Source organism: Alishewanella longhuensis (assembly GCF_014653435.1).
In the GTDB taxonomy this organism is placed as follows: domain Bacteria; phylum Pseudomonadota; class Gammaproteobacteria; order Enterobacterales; family Alteromonadaceae; genus Alishewanella; species Alishewanella longhuensis.
Window position 1 is genome coordinate 1 of the sequence record NZ_BNAO01000013.1, and the last position, 11,845, is coordinate 11,845.

General features: G+C 47.5%; 11 protein-coding genes. 8 read left to right on the forward strand and 3 right to left on the reverse strand.

Going from position 1 to position 11,845, the window contains the following annotated elements; all coding sequences use genetic code 11:
* The 8 genes from IE163_RS17175 to IE163_RS17210 all read left to right on the forward strand — a co-directional run.
* The coding region (locus tag IE163_RS17175) for a transposase (protein WP_189434265.1) at window positions 1-162 on the forward strand (162 nt) is incomplete at its 5' end.
* Window positions 163-367: 205 nt separating this feature from the next.
* Window positions 368-547, forward strand: coding sequence for a hypothetical protein (locus IE163_RS17180; RefSeq protein WP_189434267.1), 180 nt, complete (start codon window positions 368-370; stop codon window positions 545-547).
* A 100-nt stretch (window positions 548-647) separates the two neighbouring features.
* On the forward strand, window positions 648-1,079 hold the full coding sequence (locus tag IE163_RS17185) for an acetyltransferase (RefSeq protein WP_189434269.1): 432 nt from the start codon (window positions 648-650) through the stop codon (window positions 1,077-1,079).
* Between the two features lie 91 nt (window positions 1,080-1,170).
* Window positions 1,171-1,701, forward strand: a complete 531-nt coding sequence (locus IE163_RS17190; RefSeq protein ID WP_189434271.1) for a hypothetical protein — start codon at window positions 1,171-1,173, stop codon at window positions 1,699-1,701.
* A gap of 989 nt (window positions 1,702-2,690) precedes the next feature.
* Window positions 2,691-3,230: a YqhA family protein gene (locus IE163_RS17195; RefSeq protein ID WP_189434273.1), complete on the forward strand. Its 540-nt coding sequence runs from the start codon at window positions 2,691-2,693 to the stop codon at window positions 3,228-3,230.
* Between the two features lie 58 nt (window positions 3,231-3,288).
* Entirely contained in the window at window positions 3,289-4,251 is a 963-nt protein-coding gene (locus IE163_RS17200) for a calcium/sodium antiporter (RefSeq protein ID WP_189434280.1), read from the forward strand.
* Window positions 4,252-4,535: 284 nt separating this feature from the next.
* Window positions 4,536-4,913: a hypothetical protein gene (locus tag IE163_RS17205; RefSeq protein ID WP_189434283.1), complete on the forward strand. Its 378-nt coding sequence runs from the start codon at window positions 4,536-4,538 to the stop codon at window positions 4,911-4,913.
* Window positions 4,914-5,173: 260 nt separating this feature from the next.
* Window positions 5,174-7,216: a spermidine synthase gene (locus IE163_RS17210; RefSeq protein WP_229833639.1), complete on the forward strand. Its 2,043-nt coding sequence runs from the start codon at window positions 5,174-5,176 to the stop codon at window positions 7,214-7,216.
* Window positions 7,217-7,298: 82 nt separating this feature from the next.
* Here the strand turns inward: IE163_RS17210 and IE163_RS17215 are convergent, their stop codons facing one another.
* From IE163_RS17215 to yfcC, 3 genes are read right to left on the reverse strand one after another with little or no spacing between them, the layout of a single operon-like run.
* Window positions 7,299-9,131 carry a cyanophycinase gene (locus IE163_RS17215; protein WP_189434286.1) on the reverse strand — a complete coding sequence of 611 codons (1,833 nt, stop codon included), beginning with the start codon at window positions 9,129-9,131 and terminating at the stop codon, window positions 7,299-7,301.
* Entirely contained in the window at window positions 9,132-10,337 is a 1,206-nt protein-coding gene (gene iadA, locus IE163_RS17220) for a beta-aspartyl-peptidase (RefSeq protein ID WP_189434288.1), read from the reverse strand. It lies immediately after the preceding gene.
* A 10-nt stretch (window positions 10,338-10,347) separates the two neighbouring features.
* Window positions 10,348-11,832, reverse strand: coding sequence for a putative basic amino acid antiporter YfcC (gene yfcC / locus IE163_RS17225; RefSeq protein ID WP_189434290.1), 1,485 nt, complete (start codon window positions 11,830-11,832; stop codon window positions 10,348-10,350).
* Window positions 11,833-11,845 lie beyond the last annotated feature (13 nt).

An 11,845-nucleotide genomic window follows, 5' to 3' on the forward strand; every position in this document is an offset into this window, starting at 1 on the left:
CACCGCATGTCGGTAGTAGAGCCGGTGTTTGGCAATATTGGCACCAACAAAGGGCTAAAACGGTTTAGTTTGCGCGGCAAAACCAAGGTGCAAGGCCAATGGCAGTTGTTTTGTATGGTACATAATCTGGAGAAGGTAAGCCGATACGGCAACGTGGGGTAAAGCAAAGTGAAGAGTGGCTTAAACTCCGCTAATAGCGCGGCTATAAAAGCAAATTAACGTCAACATAAATCTTGTCTTGAAATTCCCACCAGAAACATGCAGAGTTGATAACAAATAATAAACAGAATGGCCGAGGTAGAAATGTTGTGCGCGCAACAGGTTTTTCTACAGGCTCGTTAGCCGGCTATTTATAACGGAGATATTTGTGAATCAGAAAAACAAAGAAGAAGTTGTAAATTACACACTTGGAATTACTGGTTTTGCCACATTGATTGCTTTGCTAAAGTCTATGGCTCAATCAAAAACACTAACAGCTATGGTTTTGGTTGGTGTTATTGCTGTAGTGACTTTTTTCTATTTTCTTTTAAATTCAGGTAGTGTTTAAAATCAATGGCTAACAAGGCGCTATTGTCGCCGCTAACGCGGCTTACGCTGCGCTCCAGCCGCCCCAAAGCTTTGCGTTAAATTTTTAATTAAGTTAAGTGATGAACATTGAGATTGTAGAAAAAGCAGATCACCTTCAGCTATTAGCGATCTGGGAAGCATCGGTCAGAGCCACGCATGATTTTTTGGCGGAAGATGATTTACAGGAGTTAAAACCATTAATTCTAGAGCAGTATTTCGACGCAGTTGATTTAACGTGTGCTAAAAATAGCAATGGTGAAATACTAGGGTTTTGTGGCGTACATGATGGCAATATTGAAATGCTGTTTATCTCACCTGATGTGCGTGGAAAAGGTATAGGTGCTTTGTTAGCGGCCCATGCAATCAAAGATCAGGGAGCAACTAAGGTTGACGTTAATGAACAGAATGAGCAGGCGCTAGGTTTTTATCAGCATATTGGTTTTAAAGTGACAGGGCGCTCCCCCGTCGATGGGCAGGGTAAAGCCTATCCGTTGCTGCATATGGCGCTATAAAAATTTAACAAGGCCAAGCACGGCGACGTCTTTTTCGTTGCGGCTTCGCCTTCACTACAAAGCCGCGCTTGCTGGCGGCGTTAGAGGCCAAATGAAATCGATAGCAGAGATCGACATTTTAGAAAGAGCACACAATCTAGGGGCTAAAACTCTTGGCGATGCTGCAGATTCATTGCTGGCAAGATGGCATTCGGGAATGCGTGATAACGAAACTTTCATTCGTCTGGCGTTCTTGTGTTGGTATTCACGTAGCGAACCCAACGGGTACAACGGACTATCAGACACATTGCCGAACGTTGACGAGCTCATTGACGAGTTAGGCGGGCTCTCAAGTGTATCGGCGGAGTCAAAATTTGTTCTTGCAGCATTAGCAACAGGCTTTCCTTGGTGTTTGGGCGAGGAAAAACGTTGGGCTCATTTGGCGTTACAACTTCCCGAAGATGTCCGTATTTTGGAGCCGAAGAGTGTTGTATTTTCAGAATGGCGTTACATCTTTGGCTTCCAAGAAGACAGCAAAGCGTTAAGACATGAATTGTATTCTGAATTCCATGCGCGGTTTGATGGTCGTGGTTACATGGGCATCTACTTACAGTCTGTTTTCGGCCGTCGTGTTGGCTTCTAACACATATGAGCTTTCTCGGCGTCAATAGGTAAAACTGCTCTTCTGGCCGCGTTATCGGCCAGGCACTTGTCCATCAGCAAGATAGACTGCTTCATCTGTCATCAGGGTTGTCAGGCGATAGCCTGCAACAAACACATATTGTGGCTCTCTTATCTCACGCTCAATGAGTGCCTGCTGATTTCAGCATACATGCTGACAGTTGTTTTGCATGGGGCATAACCTAGATAAGGTACGCCGATATGGCAAAGTGGGGTAAAGCTAGGTGAGGAGCGGCCTAAACGTGGCTAATAACGCGACAATAAAAGCAAATTAACATCAGAATAAATCTTGTCTTGAAATTCCCACCAGAAACCTGCAAAGTTGATAACAAATAATAAACAGCATGGCCGAAGCGGAAATGCTGTGTTTTGAACAGGTTTTTCTACAGGCTCGTTATGCGGTACCAGAACAATGACCGAGAGTGAAGTTATAATCGAGTTTGCTAAAAAAGAAAAAAGGTTAACTGTACTTTTTGCAGTATCTTTCGCTATGTTCGGTGTTACGCTTTTATTCAACGTTGTAACGGAAACATACATTAATCCAACGATACCGTTTCTGATAGGTTTCGGATTCATTTTTTATGGCTTATACAATTACAGGTGTCCAAATTGTAACCACTTGCCGGCACCATTAGGTGGATCAGGCATTCAAATTTCGCCAAAAGAGTGCGGTACTTGTGGTGTAAAACTGAGGTGATTGCGCATAACAAGCCAGCACATACGCGCCCTTTGGACGCGCGACTCGCAACAAGTTGCTCATGTGCGCGGCCGACGTTAACAAGAAAAAATGTGTATAGACGGTAATGTAGAGTTGCAGACTGCTTGGAGAGCTGATACTACAACTGAATTGTTAGAAAATTAACCTGTTCAAGTTAGAGTTTGATAGATATTTATATTTGAAACCTGCATATTACAGGGTAATTTACGATAAATAAGTACTGGTAGCACTTAATGAAAAAATTTGAAGCAGTATTTGAACGTTTTCTTTGGAATTCACGGTTTTTGGTGCTCATCGCCGTTATCGCAAGTCTGCTGGGCTCTGTCGTGCTACTGGTCGTAGGTACTGTCGATGTAGTGAGTGTGGCTTACAGAGCCGTTAGTTTTTATCTTGGACGAAGCGAGCAGAACATTCATGAGTTTATTGTTACCGACATTGTTATTGCGATAGACATCTATTTGGTTGCGGTCGTATTGCTTATTTTTGGTGCCGGTTTATACCGGTTATTTATATCGCCGATTGACGAGCTGGATGAAAGTGGTGCTGAACACCCATTTAATATTCAAACCTTTGATGAGCTTAAGGATAAAATTGTCCGAGTCGTCATTCTTGCTGTTATCATTGAGTTCTTCAGAGCGGTGGTTGACATTCGATTCTCTACTCCGTTAGATGCCATCTATTTAGCATTGTCTGTGCTTGCACTTGCCGCTGCGTTGTTCCTGATGAGTATGAGTTATCACAAAGTCCTGCCAAAGAACAGAAAAGACGATTAGTGGCTTAAGGTGTAACCTGAGAAATGTTAGTTCACTTCTAGATTAGAGTATTGGACTTATGGTAGACATATTGTTTGTGGCCCTTGGTGTTTTACTGTTAACCAGTGGTGGCGAGGCTTTAATTAGGGGCTCTCTGGCGGCAGCTAACCGGCTTGGTGTATCGCCATTGCTAAGTGGTTTGCTGATTGTCGGCTTTGGTACGTCGGCACCGGAACTGGTGGTGTCGGTAGATGCCGCGCTAAGCCAGCGCCCAGATATTGCGATTGGTAATGTAGTGGGTAGTAATATCGGTAATATTTTGCTGATTTTAGGGGTGTGTGCGCTGATAACGCCACTTACGGTTAGGCCTCTGGTATTACGCCGTGATGCGGTAACCGTAGTAGCGGCAAGTATTTTGTTTCTGGTCCTGGTCGGTGGCAATGCGCTGGTTAGATGGGACGCTGCTATTTTCCTGCTTGCTTTGCTTGGCTATTTAATTTGGTCCTACTGGACCGAGCGTGCTGGCAAGGCGCCTTCAGCGGAATTACATAAAGCTGAAGGTGAAGAAGTAACGGCACTACCGAAAACCGCGCTTTGGATCATCATGGCGATTGTTTTAGGTTTAGCGCTACTTGTTGCCGGTTCGCAGGTGTTATTAAAAGGCGCCGTAGGCATTGCTGAATCCTTGGGTATGTCAGAAACGGTAATCGGCCTGACATTAGTGGCGGTTGGCACGTCTTTGCCAGAGCTATCCATTTCTGTAATCGCAGCATTTCGGCGCCATGCCGATGTGGCCATAGGTAACATCCTGGGGAGTAACATCTTTAATCTACTGGGAATATTAGGTATTTCAGCTTTGCTGCAACCACTGCCGGTACCCGAGAGAATTCTGCAATTTGATCAGTGGGTAATGTTGGGTACTTCTTTAATACTATTACTTTTTTTATACACAGGTAGTCGGCTTAGCCGGTTAGAAGGTGGGCTACTGCTCTTGGGTTACGGTGCGTATTTAACGCTGAGTTTTACTGTGATGGGTGCTTAGTACAATCTGATGATCATTATGCCCGATAATTCAGTAGTGCAGACCGTGTAGACGACCTCCAGCCTTGCTCAAAAGCTTGTGCATGTTTTGCAGATAGAACGCTCAAGTCTGGAGCAAGAAGCAACGCAGTATTTTGTAGATTTAGTCACAATATGGTTGTGAGAACTCGCTGCTGGAAGTTGAAGCCCTTCAAACTAATAAAAAGTATCGCTATCGTTGACATGTAAATGGGTTTTTATATGCTAAAGGCGTGATGTTGGTATAAAAGGTGTTTGGAGAATTAAATGAAGGAATTATCCGCTAAGCAGTGGTTTTGGGCACTACTTATTGTTATGCCTATTACTTTTTATTTGATCGAACTTTTTACAGGGGAAGCGCAAGCAACCCTATTTTCTTTTATAAGCTATATCTTTTCTTCCGTGCTGGGTGTTTTATTAGGTTATGTGCTTTTTGGCAAAGGCCTTATAAAGGTCAAGCGTTTTGCAGGGTTTCAGTTATTGGCGTTTATCATCATTATGGCGCTAGGTATTTTGCTGTCGCTCCTTATCAACTTCGTGGGTATGCATCATTTCAGTTTCTTTATATCTAAAGTGGTCATTTTATCTTTTAGCTCATCTGCGATTGTGTTGGCTTTTAGCTTTAAACCGGATGAAAATTTATAATACTTTTTCGCCATAGAGCGCTTGCAACTGCTGTAGCGCTCTACTGTCCTTAAAATTAAGCCTTTAAGGTGTTAACGTGGATACTTCTGCTGATGAGCTATTTTGCTGTGGTTATACTAAGTGCGAGTAAAAATGCGAGCCAGAATGATCTGCGGGAGACTAAATAAGCAGAAGATTGTCAGTTGGTCCCGTGTGATGCTGCTTGCTCTGACTGCAGCGATTATATAGGCTTAGCGTTTTTTATGCGCCGGAGCTTGAGTTTGCCGTTATTTCCTATTGTTATTTTGCTAAGTGCCGCCTTGTTATTTCTGGTGCAACCTATGCTGGCACGTTTGTTACTGCCGTATTTTGGCGGTGGCGCCCAGGTATGGGCGGCGTGCTTGCTGTTCTTTCAAAGCCTGCTGCTGGCGGGGTATGCCTATGCCCACGCGTTAACACGCTTCGCCAGCTTGCGCCAGCAGGGGCTAATTCATAGCGTGCTGTTGGTATTGGCACTTTGTGCTTTGCCCTGGTTACTGGAACCGGAGCTGACCACCGAAGGTGCTTCGCCTTTATTGGGTATTTTAAAAGTATTAACCCTTACAATCGGCTTACCTTATTTGCTGTTGTCGGCTACCGGGCCTTTATTGCAGTACTGGTTTGCTGCCAGGTTTCCACTGCGCTCGGCTTATCGCTTATATGCCTTATCTAATCTTGGCTCTTTTGCTGGCCTATTACTGTATCCCTTTGTGTTGGAGCCTTATCTGCCATTGGCGCAGCAGCGATTGTATTGGGCAATAGGCTTTGCAAGCTTTGTGCTCGGTTTACTGCTGTTGTTATGGCAATTACTGGTAAGTAAAACAGCGGTTACCCTTACCAAGGTAGCGGTAGCTCCACTGAGTTTGCAAGGGCAACCCTGGTGGCGCTGGCTAGCCTTGTCAGTGTGTGGTGTGGTGTTATTGCTGGCGGTAACCCAACAGCTTACCCAAAACGTGCCGCCGGTACCGTTTTTATGGATAGTACCGCTGGCGCTTTATCTGCTGAGCTTTACGTTGGTGTTTAATCGCGACAGTTGGTATCAGCGCAGTATCTGGTTGTATTTATTTGCTATTAGCCTGGTGATGGCAGTGCTGCTGTACTATTTAGGGCGGCAGTTCGACTTGTTTTCGCAGTTAGTGCTGTATTTAGTCTTGCTGTTTAGCGGTTGTATGCTCTGTCATGGCGAATTAGCTCGCAGTAAGCCAGCGCATGGTGCGTTAACGGCTTTTTATCTGGTGTTAGCCACCGGCGGCGTGTTGGCGGGGATCCTGGTTAATTTGCTGGCACCACTCGTCTTTAGCAAGTATTGGGAGTTTCCTCTTGTTTTGCTAGCTATTCTCTGGTTGATCACCTTAACGCCGTGGCGAGCAAAAGCGCTGTGGCAAAATACTTTGGCGGCAGTGGGGGGAGTGCTCTTTATTGGCTGTTTTGTGTTAGCCGAGTATTGGCTAGGGCAACATGATGTGGCGAAAAGCCGTAACTTTTACGGTAGCCTAACGGTGCGGGATGTGGCTGTTGCCGGGAACTGGCAGCGGCAACTCATCGATGGCACGACTAGCCATGGTGCCCAATATCTGTTGCCAGAGCTGGCACAAACGCCGCTTAGTTATTATCGGCCTGCTACCGGTGTGGCGCTGGCGATAAAGCACTTTTTGCCGGCCGATCCAACTCGAAGTGCCAGCCAATTACAGCAGCGACAACTGGGGTTTGTCGGCTTAGGTGCCGGGGCCTTGGCAGCTTATGGCCGCGCGGGTGATAGCATCTATTTTTATGAGATTAACCCGGCGGTAATTAATGCCGCAGAGCAGCATTTTAGCTATTTAGCCGACAGTGCTGCCAAAGTAGAGGTTTATGCCGGTGATGCCCGTTTAGTGTTAGCAGAACAATGGCAGCAGCAAGGTAGCAAAGCCTTTGATATTTTGGTGCTGGATGCCTTTAGTAGCGATGCTATCCCTATGCATCTGTTAACCGCAGAAGCGATGCAGCTGTATTGGCAGCATTTATTACCCGATGGGGTCTTGGCGGTGCATATTTCCAATAACTATCTGGATTTAAGCAGTGTGCTGCGTAATCAGGCTACAGCGCTCGGGTTAACGGCGCTATTTATACCGACACCGGCAGATCAGGAAAATCCGGCTGCAACCGAGTGGGTGTTGTTAAGCCGCAATCAACGCTTTTTAACACAGCCAGTAATTAGCGAAGCGGTGCGCCCCTGGCCGCGGGTGTTAAAAACAGAGGTGCATTGGACAGATCAGCACAGCAATTTATTCCGGGTGCTAAAGTAACGCAGGGTATGGTTGTCTTTTAAACAAAAGCCGCAGCGATAACTGCGGCTTGGTTCAGCGTAATAAATTAGCGCTGGCTTTTTTATTGTTCAGTAATAATGCGGAGTCTTTGCTTTGCACTGAGTTTACCGTCTGCAGATTGATAGCAGCTGTCAACTTTGCTTACTCTAATTAAATAAGGCGGTTCACTGACTGTTGCTGCGGTAAAGTTACTGCGGCATAGCGAATGGCTTAAGCTGCGGTAATGATCGCGGCTAAACAGCGGGCTTTTACTTTGTAAAGGTTCTGCACTATTAACCAGTTTGGTTTTATCCTCAGTCGGGAACAGTGTGATCTTGCCCTGTTGCCAAACGGCGGTATCGCCCGCGTTCAGGCTATAGGTGTCGGCGAGTAGCGCTGCAGGGGTAGATTCAGGCAGCAATTCACTGATATACACCTCTGCTGCGCCACTGGCTTTTAGTTGCACTATGCCCTCTGCCTGCAAGCTTAGATCGACTAATAAGGCTGTAGCCTCATCGACACCAAATGCCAGCTTAGTTTGGGTGGCTTGTTGTAGCACCAGTAAGCGGGCCTGGCGGCCACGTTCGGCAAAGTGGGTATCTAAAATGCCTAGCGGAAATAAACCTAAACCACCTGTTGCTGTGAAGGTTAGCTGGCGCTCACTCATCTCATCCGGGCAGCGCTGCTCTTTGCGGCAGCCTGGCCACGGGGCAGCAGCGGCTTTAGCGCCGTATTGCAGAGCATGGTAACTGTCGCCATTACTGATCATTGGCACTGTTGTTGTTGCTGTATCGTCGGCAAAAAATTGGCTGCCACTCATTACCGCGGTGCCGGCACTGGTACCGCCTACCAATAAGCGTTTTTGTTTAACGGCTTCGAGTATGGCGAGCAGCTCTGCACTAGCGCTGCCATCGCTATGCCGTAACGCTTGGTAAGTCAGGCTTTGATCGCCACCATTAAAGAAGATGCCATCGGCATCAGCAATTAGTGCAACAACAGCGCTACTGCCTTTTTCGCACAGCTGCTGTTTGCTGGTAAAGAGATCGGCATAGATCTGTTCGCGGCGATAGCTACCATGAATATTGGCCAGATACTGTGGCAAGGCCGCACAGTTTTGCTCGGTGATGGCGCGTTGCAATGCCGCGGTTAAGGGTAACCATTGTGTGGCGGCACCGGCCTGGCGAAACGCATCTAGATAAAAATCTACCGCGGCAAAAGGATCGCGGGATGAGGCGGTAACTACCAATACCTTCGCCTGCTCGCGCCCTTTAGCCTGAGCTTTTTTTGTGGCCAGTTGTACAAATTGCCGATACAGCTCAGCCGACTCGGCATGAGTTGTTTGTGCCAGATCAACTTGCTCAGTTAAACGGTATTTACCATCGGCGCTAAGAGTGGGCACTTCCAGGTAGTCTAACACTGCATTGAGTTCACGCTCAGACAATGACTGCCAGAGCTCTTCGCCACTAACAGCTAAGGTTTCCGTTGCTTGAAAACTGCGCCATTGTTCAATAAGTTGCGATTCGGTAAGCAGTTTTCCCTGAGCTTGCGGTAGGCTATTAAACAGAGTTGCCAGCTGTTGTTGCAGCGAAGCACGCTCTGCCGTAAAAAGCTCGGCACCGGCGAATAACTGCAGAGTTGTTGGGTGCAATAAGTAGGCATTACTGGTTTTAGCCAGTTTGCTAAATTTTGCCTGGTCGCTACAGCTTCGAGCTGACATAGAACTGCAGGTTGCCAGACCACCACCGACTAACATCAAGTCATAATCTGCTTCGGGTAACAATGTGCTTTGCTCGGCCGGAGCCAGCTCCAAAATTACTGGCGCATCGGGCTCCTGCTCGATAGCTGCTCTGGCCAGTAAGCCTGGTACACTAAGCAGGCTACCGGCAATCAATAATGAAATGCAAGACAAACGCATCTAACCTCCTGTTGCGCACTGCTGCGGCTTTTCAAAGGTGCCATATACTACTGGCTTACCTGCGCTGACCAGGCAGCGACCTTTGGCGATAACAGTATCTATAGTTAAATCTCGGGAATTAAGTAGCAGCATATCAGCATCTTTGCCAACTGCAAGCTGGCCTTTTTGTTTTAAACCAAGAACCTGAGCAGGTGCCGCGGTGACACTGGTTAAGGCATCAGTTAAATCAACTTCCAGCTTGAGTACTGCCGTTTGCAACGCTTGAAGCAAGCTATTTACTTGCCCCACTTCCAAACCCAGTAACTCGCCATCATGACTATATACCGGCAGGCTAGCGTTGCCATCAGAGCTCATGGTAAGTTGCATGGCTGGAATACCCGCTTGTAAGGCCCGGCGCAGCGCCTCGGCTGCAGCAACTTCGCCATGTTTTAAATCATAGTCTGTGGTGCTGGCGGTAAAATCTATTACCCCACCAGCGCGCGCAAATTCCAGGCCTGCGTTAAACAGGGCTTCGTTGCGGTTAATATGGGTAGGGTAAAACTGTTTTAGGCTAAGCTCAGTGCCGTTTACGGCATCGAAGAGCGGTTGTAACAGGCTAGCACCACTGCCCACATGCACACTAACAGTGCCGCCTTTACCTGCCAGCATACCGCCGACCCGCGCTGCTGCCGCAACTTTGCGTAGTTCAGTCGTTGTTGGCTGTGATGAGCGGTGATCGCTAATGGCTATTTCGCCAACACCAATAATTTTATCAATTAAAATTAAGTCATCGGTAATATTGCCTGTTACCGTTCGGCAGGGGATTTCGTAGGAGCCGGTGTGGCAATAAGTACTAATGCCTTCGGTTTCCAGCGCATGGGCTTTGGCTAGTAAGTTGGTTAGGGTGCGCGTTGTGGCATCAGTGCCCAGTACGCCAATTGCTGTAGTCACACCTGCGAGCGTGGCATCGGTGAGTTGCATTTCCGGGGTACGGGTAGCAAAGCCACCTTCACCGCCACCACCGATATAGTGTACTAGCGAGTCGACAAAGCCCGGCACTAAATATTTACCACTACCATCAATGACACTAATAGGCAGTGTGCTGTTGTTTACGGTTAAGTTGTCACCTATTGCCGCAATGCGGTTACCGGCAATAAGGACATCTTTAATACCCAGCGCTGCAGGGGCGAAGACGCTGGCACCTTTAATAAGAAGAATGTGTTCCAAGAGAACCTCGTTATTGATAATTTATGGCCACGGCCAGCAACATAAACAGGCTAGCCAAAGCAAATAAGCAAAGTTGTAATTTCCAGGCAAACTTAAGCCAAACCGTCCAATCTACCCGCACCACACCCAGGCAGCCAATTAAGGCGGCAGAGGTAGGGATAATGCAATTGGTTAAACCATCGCCCAATTGAAAAGCCAGTACAGCAATTTGCCGGGATAAACCGAGCATATCGGATAAGGGGGCTATTAACGGCATGGTAAGCGCCGCTTGCCCTGAGCCTGAAGCGACAAAGAAATTAAACACCGACTGCATCACCAGCATTAGCCAGGCAGAAAGCCAGGCGGGTAAATCGCCCAGAGCCTGACCTGAGTAAAACAGCAAGGTATTGAGCACCGAAGGTGATTCTGGGTTATCGCCACCTAAAATAAGTACTATGCCTTTCGCCATGCCGACAATCAGAGCCGCAGGCAACAGCTCTGCTGCGCCTTGCTTAAAGCCGTCTGCGGCGTCATTTACCTTTAGGCGTTTACCCAATACGGCAATAGCGGCGATAACAACCCCAATGGTGAAAAACTGGCTGGCAATTTCCGGAATATAGTATTCGCGGCTGGTGACGCCCCAGATAATCCAGGCGAGCCCCAAAAAGAACACCGTTAAGATCAGGCTATCCAGGCGGCTATACTCACTGGTAACAGTGGCGTCTTGTTGCTGACGCAGCCGCTGATCGGTTTCATAGCTAAGTGAGCTGCCGGGATCCGCTTTTATTTTAGCGGCATAGCGCATGGTGAAGATAATACCAAAAAGGGTAAAAACCCCCCACATCCAATACCTTAGATTAGCACCGGAGAGAAGGGGGATTTCTGCAATACCCTGGGCTATGGCCACATTAAAGGGGTTCATCCAGGAGGTGGCAAAGCCAATTTGCGTGGCAACGTAAGTGACGAGTACTGTGGTAATGGCATCGTAACCCAATGCCAGCATCAGCGGCAGCAGGATAATGCAAAAGGCGATGGCTTCTTCGCCCATCCCAAAAACGGCACCACCGAGTGAAAATAAACCAAACATTAGGGGAATAAACAAAAATTCCGTACCCTTGGTTTTGTCAATCAGCGCCAGGATGCCGTTATGGATAGCCCCGGTCTTCATAATGATGCCAAAGGCACCACCGGTAAGCAGGATAAAGGCAATTACGCCCACCGCCGAGCCCCATTTCGAACCCGAGACCATGCCTTCAAAGGCATAATTGAAAAAGCCTACACCACCGCCTTCAGCAAACAGCGGCACACCACTGTGGCTATCGTTGGCAAATTGAAAGCTGTCGGGATCCAGCTTGCCTTTGGTTTTTGCTGCGCCCGCTGTTTCAGCTGCCACCTCTGTAAGGCTAAAGCTGCCGGCAGGTACCAGGTGCGAGGCAATAGCTGCCAGTATCATCACAAAAAACAGGATGACAAAGGCATCCGGCATGCTTGCCGGTTGTTTCGTTGAGTTAGTCATAAAATTAACCTGT